Source organism: Nonomuraea sp. NPDC050556 (genome assembly GCF_044457355.1).
GTDB lineage: Bacteria > Actinomycetota > Actinomycetes > Streptosporangiales > Streptosporangiaceae > Nonomuraea.
In genome coordinates, this window is the sequence record NZ_JBITGU010000006.1 from 387,984 (window position 1) to 403,468 (window position 15,485).

Sequence of the window (15,485 nt, forward strand, 5' to 3'; positions counted from 1 at the left end):
ACCCCTCATTGGTCCCGTTTTGGGCCATGATGCCACCGCAAGGTGAACTTCACACGGGTTGCAGGAGCTCGATTCTGTTGCCTACGGGGTCAAAGACGTAGACGCGCCTGTAGCCGGGGAACAGCTCGTCCACGGTCCCGTCGGGCAGCTCGTCCACCAGGAACGCCGGATGCGCCTTCTTCGCGGGGCGGAAGTCGTCCTCGATGCCGATGTGGATCTCCACACCGTCGCCTCTGAACCAGACGCCGCCGCGTTTGGCCAGCTCCGGCGGTTTCTCCACCTCGTGGAGGCCCAGGGTCTCGGTGTAGAAGGCTCTCATCAGGGGCTCGCTGCCCTTGGGCGCGGCGAGCTGGACGTGGTGCAGGGCTTTGATCATTTCTTCTTCCGTCCTACGACGAAGATGCGCCTGAAGGGGAACGGCGTGCCGTACGGCTTGCGCGGATATGCGACGTCGAGCTTTTCCTTGAGATCCTTTTTGAAGTGGTCGGCTTCCTTTTCGGTGAGGCGGTCGAGGATGGGACGCAGGGCCGTGCCGGAGATCCAGTTCAGGACGGCGTCGTCGCCCCGGAGGATGTGGATGTAGGTGGTCTCCCAGGCGTCGGTTTGGAAGCCTCTCAGCTGGTCCACGTAGTCCACCGGCTGCTTCACCGGCCACGGGCGGTCGAAGTCGCCGAGCCTGTCGCTCCAGGCGGGGGTCTTGCAGAGCTCACGGACCAGGGCGTGGCTCGGGGCGTCGTAGTTGCCCGGCATCTGGAACGCCAGCCAGCCACCGGGCCTGATCGCGTCCGCCCAGTGTTCGAGCAGGTCCTGGTGGGTGGGGACCCACTGCAGGACGGCGTTGGAGACCAGCACGTCGATCGGCCGGTCGGGGCGCCAGAGGGTCACGTCGGCGACGTCGAACCTGACGCCCTCGATCTGGCGGGCCTTGGTGATCATCGCGGGTGAGGAGTCGAAGCCGTAGACCGTGGCCTTGGGCCATCTGCGGGCCAGGGCCGCGGTGAGTTCGCCTGATCCGCAACCGGCATCGACGACATAATCGGGGTTGTCGGCATCGATGCGGTTGGTCAGGTCGAAGAAGGGGCGCGAGCGTTCGTCGGCGTATCTGGCATAGGTCGCCGGGTCCCAGATATCTCTTGACATAGAGATAATTGATATCGAGAGAGATATCTCGATGTCAAGACAGTACACTCCATTGCATGACGAATGGCGATGAGGACGAGGTCGACCGGTTGGTCGCGTCGTGGCGGCAGGAACGCCCCGACCTCGACGTCGAACCTCTGCAGGTGCTCTCACGGGTGTCCCGGCTGGCCAAGCACCTGGACCGGGCCCGGCGGGCGGCTTTCGCCGAGCATTCGCTGGAGCCTTGGGAGTTCGACGTGTTGACGGCTTTGCGACGTGCGGGCAAGCCGTACGAGCTGAGCCCTGGCGCGTTGCTCCGCGCCACGTTGGTGACGTCCGGCACGATGACCAACCGCATCGACCGCCTGGCCGAAGCCGGTCTGGTCCGCCGCCGCCCCGACCCGGAAGACCGCCGCGGCGTCCTCGTGACGCTCACCGACACCGGGCTCTCCAGGGTGGACGCCGCGTTCTCAGGACTGCTGCGCCGGGAACACGAGCTGCTGGCCGGCCTCGGCCCGGCCGACCAGCGCGCCCTCGCCAACCTGCTGAGAACGCTCCTGACGCCCTTCGACTCCTAGCCGCTACTCACCCAGGCGGTCGGCGAGTTCCAGCCATTCGGCCTCGGTTGCGTCCTTCTGGGTGTGGATGTCCTTGAGCTGCGCGTCCAGCGAGCCGAGCTTGGCGTAGTCGCTGGCCGCGTCGGCCATCGCCGCGTGCAGCTTCGCCTCCTGCCCGGCCAGCTTGTCGAGCTGCCGCTCCAGGCGCTGGAGCTCCTTGCGCAGCTCGCGATCCTCCTTGGCGGAGGACGCCTCCTTGGGCTTCTCCTCGGCGCTTTCCACGGCTGAGGCGACGCGTGCCGTCACGGCCGCGCCCCGGGCGCGGCGTTCGAGGTATTCGTCCACGCCGCCGGGCAGCATCGACAGCTTCCCGTCACCGAGCAGCGCGACGCACCGGTCGGCGACCCGCTCCAGGAAGTAGCGGTCGTGGCTCACCAGGATCAGCGTGCCCGGCCAGCCGTCCAGCAGGTCTTCGAGCTCGTTCAGCGTCTCGATGTCGAGGTCGTTGGTGGGCTCGTCGAGCAGCAGCACGTTCGGGTCGTCCATGAGCAGGCGCAGCAACTGCAGCCGCCGCCGCTCGCCGCCCGACAGGTCGCCGACCACCTTCCACTGCGCCTCGCCCTTGAAGCCGAGGCGTTCGAGCAGCTGGGAGGCGGTCCACTCCTTCTTGCCCACCTGGATGTACTTGCGGATCTCCTCGACCGTCTCCAGCACGCGCTTGGTCGGCTCCAGCTCGGCGAGCTCCTGCGACAAGTGCGCGAGCCGTACCGTCTTGCCTCTGACCACCTTGCCCGAGTCCGGCTTGACGCTGTCGGCGAGCAACCGCAGGACGGAGGACTTGCCCGAGCCGTTCACGCCGATCAGCCCGATGCGGTCGCCTGGGCCGAACTGCCACGTGCTGCGGTCGAGCACCAGCGGTCCCGTGTCGGGGCCGCCCGCGTGCAGGGTGACGTCCTCGAGGTCGTAGACGGTCTTGCCGAGCCTCGCAGCGGCGAACTTCACCAGCTCCACGCTCTCGCGCGGCGGCGGCTCGTTGGCGATCAGCGCCTGGGCGGCGTCGATGCGGAACTTGGGCTTCGAGGTGCGCGCCGGCGGGCCCCTGCGCAGCCAGGCGATCTCCTTGCGCATGAGGTTCTGCCTGCGGTCTTCGGCGGCCGCGGCGATGCGGGCGCGCTCGGCCTTCGCCAGCACATAGGCGGCATATCCGCCTTCGTACCGCTCCACCTTGCCGTCCACGACCTCCCAGGTCCTGGTGGACACCGCGTCGAGGAACCACCGGTCGTGCGTCACGACCAGCAGCGCGCTCTTCCTGGTCGCCAGGTGCCGGGCCAGCCAGGCGATCGCCTCGATGTCGAGGTGGTTGGTGGGCTCGTCGAGCATGATCAGGTCGTGCTCTTCGATGAGCAACTTGGCGAGAGCCGTACGGCGGCGCTCACCGCCCGAGAGGTCGCTCGCCTTGGCTTCGAGGTCGAGGTCGCCGATGAGGTTGGCCAGGATCTCCCTGATGCCCTGATCGCCCGCCCACTCGTGCTCAGCGCGATCGGCCAGGACGATCTGCTTGACGGATTTTTCAGGATCCAGGTCGTCGCGCTGGGACAGCAGGCCTATGCGGAGGCCGCGGGTGTGGGTCACGCGGCCGGAGTCGGGCTTGGTCAGAGCGGCCAGTACGGAGATCAGCGTGCTCTTGCCGCCGCCGTTGCGGCCGACGACGCCGATGCGCTCACCTTCCTCGATCCCCAGGGAGAGGTCTAGGAGGAGCGGCTTGGGGCCGTAGGCGTGGGAGACAGACTCAAGATTGACCAGATTCATCGCGCCACCAGCGTATCCGCTCCCTGAACCGGGACCACACCGATATCGGGGTACGGCCAGCATCAGGAACCCGGTACGACCAGTCCCCAGGTACTGCCCGCCACCCGGCTCCCCCACAGCCCAGCCCAGCCCACGGCCCCGCGCCCACCTCCGACGCCGCACCCACCTCCGGCCCAGCGCCCACCTCCGGCCCAGCGCCCACCTCCGACGCCGCACCTACCTCCGGCCCCGCACCTCTCTCGGCCCCGCACTCCTCACGGCCCCGCACTCCTCACGGCCCCGCACTCCTCACGGCCCCGCACTCCTCACGGCCCCGCACTCCTCACGGCCCCGTGGGACTGCCGTGGGCCTGTGGGACTGCCGTGGGCCCAAGCCTTCCCCAGCCCCGAGCCCACGTGGGCCCAAGTCCTCCCACGCCCGGCACGCGCGCCCGCACTCGACGTGGTGGTGAAGGTGGAAAGCGAAGAAGACGCCTGGCACACCGTCGTTGCGGCGCTCAGCCCACGCGCCCGAGCATCGCCACGACGGACCGAACCCCGTGCGGCGGTGAGCGATCCCCTGGCGCCAGCCGTACAAGAAGGCGGTTGAAGCGGATCGGCGAGGTGCGGGAGATCGGCGGATGGTTCAGGCGATGTGCGGAACGGCCGGGCCGTAGGTGGGCACGGCGGTGCGGGCGACACCGAGGCTGGTCAAGGACGCCGCCAGGTCGTGCGCATGCTCCTCATCCCCCACCAGGAACGCACAAGTAGGCCCAGACCCAGACACGATCGCCCCGAGCGCCCCCGAACCCCGCCCAGCGTCCAACGTCCGCGCGAGCGACCGACGCAGCATCAACGCCGCCGGTTGGAGGTCGTTCGTGAGCTCCGCCCCCAATGCCCGCGCATCACCCGCCTTGAGCGCCGCCAGCAAAGCCTCGTTGACCTGCGGCCACCCCACCCGAGTCCCCGTCGCCTCACGAAGCCGGTCGCACTCCGCATAGACCCGCGCGGTCGACAACCCCCCATCAGCCACCGCAAACACCCAATGAAACCGTCCAGCCGTCTCAACAGGCGTGAGCTGCTCACCCCTGCCCGTCCCCAAGGCAGTGCCGCCCATCAGCGAGAACGGGACATCACTCCCCAGATCCGCAGCGATCTCCATGAGATCCTCGCGCGGCAGTCCGAGCCCCCAGAGCTCGTTGCACGCGATGAGCGCCCCGGCAGCGTCCGCACTGCCACCCGCCATGCCACCCGCGACCGGGATCGCCTTGGTGATCACCAGCTCGACGCCGTAGGTGCGCCCGGCGTGCTTGGCCAGCGCCCGAGCCGCCTGGATCGCCAGGTTGCTGTCATCGAGCGGCACCAGCTCGGCGGACTCCCCCACGACCTTCACGGAGAGCCCCTCGGACTCCTTGGCGACCACCTCGTCGAAGATCGACACCGCGTGGAAGACGTTGACCAGGTCGTGGTAGCCATCGTCCCGGAGGGGACCTACGGACAGTTGGACGTTGACCTTCGCTGGCACCCGTACGGTCACCGAACTCATCGATCTTCTGCCACTCTCATCGCCGTCAGGGTCAAGGCTCCCGATGCTATCGGGACCCGGTTCTCCCCCACGCAAACCATCCGACAAGTCCCCACCCAGCCCCCACCCCGCTGAGCCGCTTCCCTCGGGTCCCATCGAGCGACCACAGCAGCCATCGCTCGGGGATTACTCCATCGACGCAACGTGCCACGACGACCTAACAGGTCTGTGGAGAGACCCGCCCAGGGCTGGTCCGGCGTCGTCGGTCCAAACTCCCAGGCAGCCGGGCGGGATAGGACGGCGCGAAGCCTCCCGGGCGGGTTAGCGGGGCGGGACCAGCCCGAAACCTCGCGGACGATCGAGCGGTCCGGGCGGTCCGGGCGGTCGTGCGGTCGGGCGGTCGGGCGGTCGGGCGGTCCGCGGGCTGGGCGGGCGGGCGGGTGGAGCGGGCCGGGACTCTGGGCGGGCAGGTGGGGCGGGCCAGTTCGAAGCCTCTTGGGTGGGCGGGGTGGGGAGAAGCTTTGCAGGTGGGCGGGCAGGTGGGGTGGTTTGGGGGGTGTGGCAGGCTGGCGGGGTGGTGGATATCGGTGGGGATGCTGGGTTGTCGTCGGTGACTGTGGTTGAGGTGCCGCAGTGGCGGGCGTCTGGGTCTGAGACGGCGCAGCGGCTTCGCGAGGGGGCCGCGGCGCTTGCCGAAATGACTGCTGTGGCTCGTCGTACTCGGGTGGAGGTTGTGGACGGGAACAGCCCGGCTGAGCTGGCCGCTAATGCGGAGAGCGTCCGGGAGGCGCTGGATGCGGCGGGTGGCGGGTTCGTGGTCACTGTTGGCGGGGACTGTGGGGTTGAGCTCGCGCCGGTGGCGGAGGCTGTTCGGCGGTTTGGTGAGCGGCTCGTGGTGCTGTGGTTTGATGCGCATGGTGATCTCAATACGCCCGCTTCGTCGCCGTCTGGGGCTTTCCATGGGATGGTCCTTCGGGCTCTGACGGGCGAGGGGCATGCTGAGCTGGTTCCTGCGCTGGGGGTGGCGGCTGGCAGGGTTGTGCTGGCGGGGGCTCGGGATCTGGACCTGGGCGAGACGTCGTTCATCGAGGCGGCGGGGGTTCGTCACCTGACTGTGGGCGATCTGACGGCTGGTTCCGGGGGTGGGTCTGCGGTTCTAGGGGATGCGATCGCCTCTGCTGCGGGCGACGCGGTCGTTTATGTGCATGTCGATTTGGATGTGTTGGAGCCCTCTGTGTTTGGGGCTGTGGGGTCTCCTGCGCCTGGCGGGTTGCTGCCTGAGCAGTTGCTTGAGCTGGTCAGGTCGGTTGCTGGGCGGTTTCGGGTGGTTGGGCTGGGGATCACTGAGTACGAACCGGGCCGTGTTGAGGACCGGGAACTGCTTGGGCCGCTGGTTGAGGCGCTGGTCAAGGTTTGTGCGTCGTAGGGCGGTAGTGGTGCATCTCTGAGGTTGCCTGACCGCTGCACTTCGGAGATGGCGTGGCAGCTCAGGGATGGCGTGGCTGCGGCACCTCTCAGGTGTCGTGCCTGTCGCTGGCTTTCCTTTGCCCTACTCCCCTGCGGATGTAGACGGTGCATGCAGGGGAGTAGGACGTCCGTGATCGGGTTGTCGTTTCAGGGGCGGCAGGAGGTGGACTGCAGGCGGTTTCACGGCGGTGATCCGTGACCGGCTGGAGGCTGGCTCCGCGTGGGGTCGTCTACCGGTAATCGGGGCTGGCCCCAAGCGGCTTCGTCGTGGTTTGCCGCGAGTTGGCTCCGGGCGATGTTGTGTGGGTCACCAAGGATGGCTGCGGTTGAGGTGCTGTGGTCAGCCGGGGCGGACGGCGCCTCGGTAGATCGGGCGGTAGTAGGTGGAGTTCAGGAACTGGGTTTTCTTCACTACGTCGCCTGTTTTCGGGGCGTGGATCATTACTCCGGCGCCCAGGTAGATGCCTACGTGGGTGGGGTCGCCGGAGCCGCCGCCGAAGAAGAGCAGGTCGCCCTTGCGTAGGTCACCCAGGGCGATGGGTTTGCCCTGGTGGAACTGGGTGCCTGTGTAGTGGCCGAGTTTGATGCCTGCCTTGGACCAGGCGTAGAGGGCTAGGCCGCTGCAGTCGAAGCCGACTGTGGTCGCGCCTCTTCCTATGCCTCGGGTGGGGCCTGACGAGGAGCCGCCACCCCAGGAGAACGGGGTTCCCAGGCGGGCCAGGGCGGCATTGGCTGCTGTCTCGCCCTTGGTTTGGGTGGGGGGCTTGGTGTCCTGCTTGGGGGGCGGGTCTGTGTTGTCGCTGGGGGTGTTTGGGGTGCTTCGGTCCTTTGGCGGCTTTGGGGGGTGGTCGTTGTTTGGCTCGGTGGTGTCTGGGGGTTCGTTCCGGCTGGTGTTTGGGGGGTCGGTGTGGTCTCGGGGGGTTTGGGGGAGCTTGCCGTACCAGCTGGGGGTGGGGAGGTCGGGGTCGTTCCAGCTTGGCTTGGTGTTAGTCCAGAAGGTGTTCGGGGGTTCGCTCTCCCTGCTGGGGGTGGTCGGGGTGGAGGTCTTCCAGGGGGTGGTCCCTGTGGGGGTGAACCATTCCTTGGGGGTTTGGCGGAGGGGGTGGCGCCACTTCTTCAGCCATGCGGTTATGGCGGAGTTGTCCCAGGTGGGGGGTGGGTGTGCGGCTCTGGCCCATTGGACAGCGGACTGGGGGGACGTGGCTTCGTGAGGGGCGCCTGCCTGTTTCAGGGGCTGTTCGGTGGATGGGGTGTTTGTGCAGGCTTCTGGTGGGAGGGCGATGGTGAGAGTGGCTGTGGTCGGGGTTGAGGGGCGGGCTATGTAGATGATGCGTGGGGGGTGGGGGTCGGGGGTTTCAGTGGGTGGGTTTGGGGTTTTGGGCTCCAGGAGCTTGGCGTCGGCGGTGGGGACGGCGATGGTGCCTACGCATGCCTTGTCGCTCATGTCGTCGGGGGGTGTGGTGGCTGTGGGGAAGGCGCTCAGTGTTGCGAGGACTCCGCCGCTGATGAGGAACCACATCAGGCACCGTCCAGCGGGGAGTGGGGGGTGGTCATGGGGGGTGCCTCCTGAGCTGGGTTGATGTTGAGTACGGCCGGCTCAGGATCGTGTGGCAGGGGGTGGTGGGATGGGGCCGAGCGGGGTTCTGTGGATGACGGCGCTGGCGGTGAGCTGGGGCTGTGGATAGTGCGTGATGGGGGTTGCACTCAGGGTGCTGGCTGATGACGGCCCTGCGGGAATCGGCCGAGGCGAGGGCGGTGGGCGCAGGACTGCTGGGGGCGGGGTAGTGCGCGCAAGGGTGCAGGCAATGGGTGCGGGACCGGTGGCTGCAGGACCGATGGGCGCGGGGGGTGGGCGCGGGGTGGAGCGCGCGAGGCCGCAGGCAGCGGGTGCGGGACCGGTGGGTGATGACCAGTGAGCGTGGCGGCGCGGGTGGAGCGTGGGGGCTGAGGTGGAGAGTGTGAGCCGCGGGCGGGGTGGAGGGCGAGGGCTGACGGCCGGAGTGGAGGCTGAGGGCCGGGGCGGTGGGTGAGGGCGGGGTGGTGGGTGAGGGCCGAGGGGCGAGGTGGAATTAGGGGTTTAGGAGGCGGTGGGGGCCGGGGCCTTGGGTGGCCAGGGTGTCCTGGGGGTTGGCCAGGGCGCAGCGGTCCAAGGAGAGGCAGCCGCAACCAATACAGTCCGTCAGGTTGTCGCGAAGTCTCGTCAGCTGTTCGATCCGGTTCGTCAGCTCGCCCTGCCAGCACTGGGAGACCCTGGCCCAGTCCTCCCGGGTCGGGGTTCGTCCCTCGGGGAGCAGAGCCAGTACGTCGCGGATCATGGCCAGCGGGATGCCCACACGCTGGGAAACGCGGATGAAGGCCACCCGGCGCAGGGTGTCTCTTGTGTAGCGGCGCTGGTTGCCCGCCGTCCGGCGGCTGAAGATCAAGCCTTCGCGTTCGTAGAAACGCAACGCTGACGTAGGGACGCCGCTGCGGTCGGACAAATCGCCGATTGTTAGCTGATATGCCTTCCACGACAGCACAGCCACGAGTCTAGCTAGACCTTGGTTTATGTTCGGCGATGCGGGCGAAGGCCGTCACGTCCAGTTGCTCGCCTCGGGTTGAGGGGTCTACCGAGGCCCCGCGCAACGCCTCCTCGGCCTGTACGGCGGAGCCGGCCCACCCGGCCAGGGCCGCGCGCAGGGTCTTGCGGCGCTGCGCGAAGGCCGCGTCGATCACGGCGAAGACCTCGGCCCGGGAGGCCGTCGTCACCGGCGGGTCGCGCCTGACCAGGGAGACCAGGCCTGAGTCCACGTTCGGGACCGGCCAGAAGACGCTGCGGCTCACCGGACCCGCTCGCCGCACGTCGGCATACCAGGCGGCCTTGACGGACGGCACGCCGTACACCTTGGAGCCGGGACCGGCGGCCAACCGGTCGGCCACCTCCGCCTGCACCATCACCAGACCAGACCGTAGGGACGGCAACACCTCAAGGAGGTGAAGGAGGACAGGAACGGACACGTTGTAAGGAAGGTTAGCAACCAGCGCTGTCGGTATATATCCGGAAAAAGCGGAGCTATCCACCCGCATCGCGTCAGCCTCGACCACGGTCAGGCTGTCGGACAAACCCCGAGAGTCAACGGTCAACGGCAACTGCCGCGCCAGCACGGGGTCGATCTCCACCGCCACCACATGTGACACTGCCGACAACAGCGCCAACGTCAGCGAGCCCAACCCAGGACCCACCTCGATAACCACATCATCTGGTGACAAATCGGCGGTTTTCACGATCCGCCGCACCGTCCCGCCATCGATCACAAAGTTCTGCCCGAACTTCTTGGTAGGCCGAAGGTCTAGCTTGTTAGCCAAATTACGTATTTCCACCGGCCCAAGCAGGCTCATACTGTTTCCTCGGTCCTCCCATGTCATCCAACCAGTCTCCCGCATCGAAAAACATCGAGAACCACCGCGTAGGAAGGAGTGCCCCATGGAGCCGACGGGCGCCGCGCCACTCCGTCCCACCGACGCCAGGGAAATAGGCCCCTACCGCCTCCTGGGCCGCCTGGGCGAGGGCGGCATGGGTTCCGTTTTTCTCGCCAGAGCCCCCACCGGCCGAAATGTCGCCGTCAAGGTCATCAAATCGGAGTTCGCCAACCAGGAGGGCTTCGCCGCCAGGTTCCACGCCGAGGTCGACAGCGCCCGGCGGGTCGCGTCGTTCTGCACCGCCCAGGTCCTCGACAACGGCAACACCGCCGACGGCCGGCCGTACATGGTCACCGAGTACATCGAGGGCATCCCCCTCTCCGAGCAGATCGCGAAGTTCGGCGGCCTCGACCCGGGACCGCTCCACGGCGTCGCCCTCGGCGTCGCGGCCGCGCTGGCCGCGATCCACGTGTCCGGACTCGTGCACCGCGACCTCAAGCCGGCCAACGTCATCCTGTCCCTGTCCGGCCCGCGAGTGATCGACTTCGGCATCGCGCGGGCGCTGGACCGCGACAGCGGTTTCACCATGTCCGGCGAGCTGCTCGGCAGCCCAGGCTGGTGGGCCCCCGAGCAGGTGCGCGGCCTCGTGGTCACCCCAGCGGCCGACATCTTCGCCTGGGGCTGCCTGGTCGCCTACGCCGGTAGCGGACGCCACCCGTTCGGCCGCGGCGACGCCGTCACGCTGGCCACCCGCGTCCTGAACAGCCCGCCCGACCTCGGCGCGCTGCCCGCTCCCCTCAACGAGCTGGTACGGCAGGCCACCGACATGGAGCCGCTGCGCAGGCCCACGGCGCAGGACCTGGTGATCGCCCTGGTGGGCGGCGCGAGCCCGACGGTCATCCAGCAGCAGACCGTCGACCCGGCGACCGAGATCCTCAGCCAGACCTGGGAACCGCCGCAGAACGTCGTGGACAGTACGGTCACCGGCCCGACGCCGGTTCCCTTCAAAACGACGAAAAACGCGATATACGCGGAAGACACCGAGGACACCGAGAGCGCCAAGAAGCGCGGCAACCGCTGGCTGATCGCCGCAGGAGCCGCCCTGCTCGCGCTGGCCGTGACCGCCGCCGTCCTGATCACCGCCAGAACCCCAGGGAGCGTCCGCCCCCAACCGTCCGCGTCCACGTCGGAGGAGGCCCAGGCCCCCAACGACATCGGCCATCGCTACAACCTGAGCGACGACTTCGACGGCGTCCAGCTCGTGGTCAGCGCCAAGCCCGAGTGCGGCGTGTCCGACTACCAGGGCACGAAGCAGACCAAGGGCCAGCTGTGTGTCGTCCGCTGGACGATGCTGAACCCGGGCGGCGAGCTCGAACCCCTCACCACCCCCACGGTCACCCTGGTCGACGACAGGGGCAGCGCGCACGACCCGCTGGACGTCTCCACCAAGCTGCCCGGCGCGATCGCCCCGGGCGCCAGGATCGAGGGCGTCACCGTCTTCGACCTCCCGCCCGTGCGCAAACCGGCGCTGCTCAGGGGAACCCTGTTCGACGGCGGCAAGCAGATCGAGGTGCGCCTGTGAAGCTCCTGCTCGCCCTGCTCCTGGCGATTCCGCTGGTCAACGGCACGACCGCGCAGAAGGCCTGCGCCCCGTCCGACTTCGACCAGGACGGCCGCGACGACGTGGTCGTCGGCGACCCGCTGGCCGGTCCCGGGGCCGTGCACATCCTGTCCGGCGGCAAGGTCACCGCGGTCCCCTCCCCGCAGCTCGGCGAGGCGGAGGGGTACGGCTGGGCCGTACGGCTGGCCAGGGTCGACCAGGACAGCTGCGCCGACCTCGTGATCGGCGCCCCCTACGCCGACGTGGACGGCGCGGTGGACGCCGGAGCGGTCTACGTCGTGTACGGCGGAGCCACCCAGCCCCCCAAGCGCATCACCGCCCCAGAACCGCAACGCGACGCGCATTTCGGCTGGTCGCTGGCCGCGAAGGGCAACCTGATCGCGATCGGCGCGCCGTACGAGGACGAGAAGGGCCAGGCGGACGCCGGCGCGGTGTACGTGGGCGCGGCCGACAAGCTGCGCAGGATCAGCCAGGAGCAGCCGGACATCCCCGGCAACGGCGAGGTGGGCGACCAGTTCGGCTGGGCGCTGACGTTCGGCCCGCGCAACAGCCTGGTGATCGGCGTGCCGTACGAGAACGACGACGGGGCGGGCAGGCAGGTCGGCACCGGGAAGATCGACTCCGGCTCGATGACGGTGATCAACGACGTCAACGCGGCGACGATCACCGCCACCAAGTGGGAGGTTCCCGAGCGGACGAGCGGCGACAGGTTCGGTTACGCGGTGGCCTACTCCGACGCGGCCGGGCTGGCGATCAGCGCGCCGAAGGGCGGTTTCGTCCAGCTCTTCGACGGCAACCTGAAGCCGACGAAGTCCGTCCAGGTGCAGATGGGCGTCTCGCTGGCCGCCTCGGCCGACGGCAGGTTCGCGGTAGGGACGCCGCTGGGCGGACCGGACAGGACGGGCGCGGTGCAGGTGTTCTCGCCCAGGGACACCGCCGACATTCGCACGATCGCCCCCGATCCGCAGCCCGACGCTCGCTACGGTTGGTCGGTGGCCTTCAGCGAGAACCGCGTCGTGGCCGGAGCCCCGGACGCCAGCCCCTACGGCACGGTGTTCCTCGCCGGACGTAACGCCGAAAAGCCGGAAATTTCGGGACCCGCGAAGGGCGCCGACTTCGGCGCATCCGTAGCGGGATGAAGCGCGCGGTGCTCGCCATCGTGCTCGTCACCACGGCCTGCACGCAAACCACCGACAATCCCGCCAAACCAGCCGATTGCGCTAAGGCGAGCGCGCACGACTTCGACGGCGACGGCCGCGACGACGTCGCCATCGGCGACCCCTGGGTCGCGGGCGGCGCCGTCCGCCTGCTGACCGCGGGCAAGGTGGTCAAGCTGCCGTCCCCCGAGCTCGGCGCGCACGACGGCTTCGGCGCCGCGCTGACCTTCGCCAAGGTCGACGGCGACGGCTGCGCCGACCTGGTGGTCGGCGCGCCGTACGCGGACGTCGGCGGCAAGGAGGCGGGCGCGGTCTACATCCTGTACGGCGGAGCGGCCCGGCCACCCCAGCGCATCACCGCCAGGCAGCCCAAGGACGGCGCCACCTTCGGCTGGTCGCTGGCCGCCCACGGCGACGTGATCGCCATCGGCGCGCCCCACGAGAACGCCGTGCACCTGGCCAGGCGCGGCACGGTCGAGCGCACGATCACCCAGGACACGATGGGCGTTCCGGGCGACAGCGACCCGCTCGACCAGTTCGGAACCGAGGTGGCGCTCGGCCCGATGGCGTCGGGAAAGGTGGCCCTAGCAGTCGGCGCACCCTATGAGGGCGAGGTCGGCGCGGTCACGGTCATCGACGACGTGAACGCCGACCGGCTGAGCGGCGCCATGCTCACCCCGCCGAAGATCGACGACGGCGGTCTGTGCGAGTTCGGCCAGAGCCTGGTCCACATCGAGGGCGTCGGCCTGGCGGTGGGCGGCGCGGACTGCGGCAAGGTCCAGTTCTACGACCTCGACCTGCACCCGTCCCGCACCGTGGCCAGACCGCGAAACGCTCCGAAGTTCGAGCCGGTACGGCTGGCCTCCACGAACGGCCAGGCGGCCGCCCTCTGGCCAGGCCCCTCCCCCACCCTGCGGCTGCTCGGCAAAGGAGACCTCAAGGCCAGCGAGACGGCCCGGTCGGTCACCTTCCTCGACGGCGAGCCCATCACCATGCGCGCGGACGTGCTCAGCTGAACAGCCGGGCGCCGCAGTGCGGCCACTGCCCCTGCCACCGCCCGCCCACCCGCTGGTAGAGGAGCTGCGCCCGATAGGTCTGCTCGGCAGCGGGCCACACGTTCGGCGTCCTGGTGCCGCCGACCGCCTGCCACATCGCCAGGTTGAACTGGTACAGGCCGTAGTAGGGCCCGCCCGCGTTGACCGCGCGCGGATTGCCGTGCGACTCGCACGCCGCCAGCGCCGCCCAGTTGAGCTTGGCCACCGCCGCCTGGATCGGAATCGCGTGCTGGGGCATCGCGGTCACCACCCTGATCACGGTGCCGTCCTTGGGGAACGCGCTCAGCGCCGGGCTCACCCGGTCGCCGCGGCGCAGCCGTACGCCCTCCTGCTTGAGCACCTCGCCCACGGTGGCGCCCGTCGTGACGGTCTCGCGGCGCACGGACCCCCTGACCACGTAGACGCGCCGGGCGGTGAACACCGACAGCCCGGAAGCGGGCAGCGCGCCCTCAGGCGGCACGGACAGCCGCCCACCCGCGTGGTTGATGGCCATCTCGGCCAGCGCGCCCGCCACGTCGGTCGCGGTCACCATGCGGGTGATCGAGCGCCCATCGACGGTCACCGTGACGGGACGGCCGTGCCGCACGATGATCTGCGCGCCGTCGACCACGTCGTCCTGGCCCGACGGGTAGAGGGTGTCGCCGAAGCCGACGGAGACGTCCGCCTGATCGAGCAGATCGTAGACATTGTCGGCGAAGGTGCGCATCGCGACGGATCTTCCGTCCACGATGAGTTGCACCTGCTTGCCCAGGTTCGCGGCTGTGACCAGGGCGATCGCGGTCAGCGCCACCGCCGCACAGGCTCCCAGAACCCACGGCGAGCGCCAGGGAAACGGTTCGCGCGGCGCGCGCCTCTTTCCTCTCACAGGACCCTCCGGGGCTCGGGCGCCCGACGCTAGTCCCGTCCCAAAGATCGCCTCAACCGGATCGGGGAAAGATGGTCACCACGTGCCGAAGGCAGTAGTCCCGTTGGCACTGATGGCCCGGCACAGCTCGTCCTCATGCACGCTCTTGACCTCGGCCAGGCAGCGCACGATCAGCGGGATCAGGTAGGGCGCGTTGGGCCTGCCCCGGTGCGGCACGGGCGGCAGGTAGGGAGCGTCCGTCTCGACGAGGATCAGCTCCAGGGGCGCGACGGCAGCGGCCTCGCGCAGATAAGCGGCGTTCTTGTAGGTGACAGGCCCGGAAAAAGACATGAAATATCCGGCCTCAACGCACTTGCGCGCCATGTCGGCATCGCCGGAGAAGCTGTGAAAAATCACGACTGGGGGAGCGCCTTCGGACGCCAGCACCTTCAGCACGTCGTCGTGCGCGTCCCGGTCGTGGATCACCAGCGCCTTCCCGGTGCGCTTGGCGATCTCGATGTGCGCGCGGAAGCTCGCGTGCTGGTCGTCCTGCGCGGCCCAGTCGCGGAAGTAGTCGAGCCCGGTCTCCCCCACCGCCCTGACCTTGGGCTGCCTGGCCAGCTCCTCGATCTCGGCGAGCACCTCGGGCGTGGCCGCGTGCGCCTCGTTCGGATGGATCGCCACACCAGCGTAAATATCCGAAAAGTCCGCGGCCAGCGCAGCGCCCCACTGCGAAGACGGCAGGTCATAGCCGATCGTCACCAACCGGGTCACCCCGACGGCCTTCGACTCGGCCAGGATGCCGTCGATCGAGGCGGCGGCCGCCTGGGCCGCCTGCGCGACGGGATCGCCTGATGAGGCCTGCCGCTTGCCCACCATGATGTCGAGGTGGCAGTGGCTGTCGAAGACCTCAGCAGACAGCGGGTCCGGGGCGTCGGGAAGCGTGCTCACCCG

General features: G+C 68.9%; 14 protein-coding genes. 5 read left to right on the top strand and 9 right to left on the bottom strand.

What is annotated here, in order from left to right; genetic code table 11:
* Positions 1–49: 49 nt before the first annotated feature.
* Both ACIBG8_RS48615 and ACIBG8_RS48620 read right to left on the bottom strand, forming a co-directional pair.
* Positions 50–376: a glyoxalase gene (locus tag ACIBG8_RS48615; protein ID WP_397350136.1), complete on the bottom strand. Its 327-nt coding sequence runs from the start codon at positions 374–376 to the stop codon at positions 50–52.
* The gene (locus tag ACIBG8_RS48620) at positions 373–1,140 is read right to left on the bottom strand and encodes a trans-aconitate 2-methyltransferase (RefSeq protein WP_397350137.1); all 768 of its coding nucleotides are present in this window, start codon (positions 1,138–1,140) and stop codon (positions 373–375) included. Before ACIBG8_RS48620 ends, ACIBG8_RS48615 begins: the two co-directional genes overlap by 4 nt.
* A 56-nt stretch (positions 1,141–1,196) precedes the next feature.
* On the opposite strand from ACIBG8_RS48620, the gene ACIBG8_RS48625 reads away from it, so the two are divergent.
* Entirely contained in the window at positions 1,197–1,697 is a 501-nt protein-coding gene (locus ACIBG8_RS48625) for a MarR family winged helix-turn-helix transcriptional regulator (RefSeq protein WP_397350138.1), read from the top strand.
* 3 nt (positions 1,698–1,700) lie between these two features.
* On the opposite strand, the gene ACIBG8_RS48630 is transcribed toward ACIBG8_RS48625, so the two are convergent.
* Both ACIBG8_RS48630 and ACIBG8_RS48635 read right to left on the bottom strand, forming a co-directional pair.
* The gene (locus ACIBG8_RS48630; RefSeq protein WP_397350139.1) at positions 1,701–3,485 is read right to left on the bottom strand and encodes an ABC-F family ATP-binding cassette domain-containing protein; all 1,785 of its coding nucleotides are present in this window, start codon (positions 3,483–3,485) and stop codon (positions 1,701–1,703) included.
* A gap of 624 nt (positions 3,486–4,109) precedes the next feature.
* Positions 4,110–5,009: a 4-(cytidine 5'-diphospho)-2-C-methyl-D-erythritol kinase gene (locus ACIBG8_RS48635; RefSeq protein WP_397350140.1), complete on the bottom strand. Its 900-nt coding sequence runs from the start codon at positions 5,007–5,009 to the stop codon at positions 4,110–4,112.
* Positions 5,010–5,685: 676 nt separating this feature from the next.
* Here ACIBG8_RS48635 and ACIBG8_RS48640 point away from each other — a divergent pair.
* Positions 5,686–6,414 carry an arginase family protein gene (locus ACIBG8_RS48640; protein ID WP_397350470.1) on the top strand — a complete coding sequence of 243 codons (729 nt, stop codon included), beginning with the start codon at positions 5,686–5,688 and terminating at the stop codon, positions 6,412–6,414.
* A gap of 381 nt (positions 6,415–6,795) precedes the next feature.
* Here ACIBG8_RS48640 and ACIBG8_RS48645 read toward each other — a convergent pair whose 3' ends face one another.
* The 3 genes from ACIBG8_RS48645 to rsmA all read right to left on the bottom strand — a co-directional run bounded on the left by ACIBG8_RS48645 (position 6,796) and on the right by rsmA (position 9,833).
* Positions 6,796–7,974, bottom strand: coding sequence for an NlpC/P60 family protein (locus ACIBG8_RS48645; protein ID WP_397350141.1), 1,179 nt, complete (start codon positions 7,972–7,974; stop codon positions 6,796–6,798).
* A gap of 550 nt (positions 7,975–8,524) precedes the next feature.
* Positions 8,525–8,980 carry a redox-sensitive transcriptional activator SoxR gene (gene soxR, locus ACIBG8_RS48650; RefSeq protein ID WP_397350142.1) on the bottom strand — a complete coding sequence of 152 codons (456 nt, stop codon included), beginning with the start codon at positions 8,978–8,980 and terminating at the stop codon, positions 8,525–8,527.
* Between the two features lie 4 nt (positions 8,981–8,984).
* Complete coding sequence (rsmA, locus tag ACIBG8_RS48655) at positions 8,985–9,833, bottom strand: 16S rRNA (adenine(1518)-N(6)/adenine(1519)-N(6))-dimethyltransferase RsmA (protein WP_397350143.1); 849 nt, start codon at positions 9,831–9,833, stop codon at positions 8,985–8,987.
* 85 nt (positions 9,834–9,918) lie between these two features.
* Here rsmA and ACIBG8_RS48660 point away from each other — a divergent pair, with 85 nt between their 5' ends.
* Genes ACIBG8_RS48660 through ACIBG8_RS48670 form a run of 3 tightly spaced genes read left to right on the top strand, consistent with a single transcriptional unit; the run spans position 9,919 to position 13,648 of the window.
* On the top strand, positions 9,919–11,436 hold the full coding sequence (locus tag ACIBG8_RS48660) for a serine/threonine-protein kinase (RefSeq protein ID WP_397350144.1): 1,518 nt from the start codon (positions 9,919–9,921) through the stop codon (positions 11,434–11,436).
* The gene (locus tag ACIBG8_RS48665) at positions 11,433–12,614 is read left to right on the top strand and encodes an FG-GAP-like repeat-containing protein (RefSeq protein WP_397350145.1); all 1,182 of its coding nucleotides are present in this window, start codon (positions 11,433–11,435) and stop codon (positions 12,612–12,614) included. Before ACIBG8_RS48660 ends, ACIBG8_RS48665 begins: the two co-directional genes overlap by 4 nt.
* Entirely contained in the window at positions 12,611–13,648 is a 1,038-nt protein-coding gene (locus tag ACIBG8_RS48670; RefSeq protein WP_397350146.1) for a VCBS repeat-containing protein, read from the top strand. Before ACIBG8_RS48665 ends, ACIBG8_RS48670 begins: the two co-directional genes overlap by 4 nt.
* Here the strand turns inward: ACIBG8_RS48670 and ACIBG8_RS48675 are convergent.
* Together ACIBG8_RS48675 and ACIBG8_RS48680 are read right to left on the bottom strand one after the other, a co-directional pair.
* A complete protein-coding gene (locus ACIBG8_RS48675) occupies positions 13,641–14,477 on the bottom strand; it encodes a ubiquitin-like domain-containing protein (RefSeq protein WP_397350147.1) in 837 nt (278 codons plus the stop codon). The genes ACIBG8_RS48670 and ACIBG8_RS48675 overlap by 8 nt on opposite strands.
* A gap of 150 nt (positions 14,478–14,627) precedes the next feature.
* Entirely contained in the window at positions 14,628–15,482 is an 855-nt protein-coding gene (locus tag ACIBG8_RS48680) for a TatD family hydrolase (protein WP_397350148.1), read from the bottom strand.
* Between the last annotated feature and the right edge of the window lie 3 nt (positions 15,483–15,485).

Bases quoted from the DNA above. Each gene is read 5' to 3' on its own strand.
- ACIBG8_RS48670 (WP_397350146.1), top strand. From the start codon at position 12,611: ATGAAGCGCGCGGTGCTCGCCATCGTGCTCGTCACCACGGCCTGCACG.
- ACIBG8_RS48635 (WP_397350140.1), bottom strand. From the start codon at position 5,009: ATGAGTTCGGTGACCGTACGGGTGCCAGCGAAGGTCAACGTCCAACTG.
- ACIBG8_RS48615 (WP_397350136.1), bottom strand. From the start codon at position 376: ATGATCAAAGCCCTGCACCACGTCCAGCTCGCCGCGCCCAAGGGCAGC.
- ACIBG8_RS48660 (WP_397350144.1), top strand. From the start codon at position 9,919: ATGGAGCCGACGGGCGCCGCGCCACTCCGTCCCACCGACGCCAGGGAA.
- ACIBG8_RS48625 (WP_397350138.1), top strand. From the start codon at position 1,197: ATGACGAATGGCGATGAGGACGAGGTCGACCGGTTGGTCGCGTCGTGG.
- ACIBG8_RS48645 (WP_397350141.1), bottom strand. From the start codon at position 7,974: ATGTGGTTCCTCATCAGCGGCGGAGTCCTCGCAACACTGAGCGCCTTC.
- ACIBG8_RS48620 (WP_397350137.1), bottom strand. From the start codon at position 1,140: ATGTCAAGAGATATCTGGGACCCGGCGACCTATGCCAGATACGCCGAC.
- rsmA (WP_397350143.1), bottom strand. From the start codon at position 9,833: ATGAGCCTGCTTGGGCCGGTGGAAATACGTAATTTGGCTAACAAGCTA.
- ACIBG8_RS48630 (WP_397350139.1), bottom strand. From the start codon at position 3,485: ATGAATCTGGTCAATCTTGAGTCTGTCTCCCACGCCTACGGCCCCAAG.
- ACIBG8_RS48640 (WP_397350470.1), top strand. From the start codon at position 5,686: ATGACTGCTGTGGCTCGTCGTACTCGGGTGGAGGTTGTGGACGGGAAC.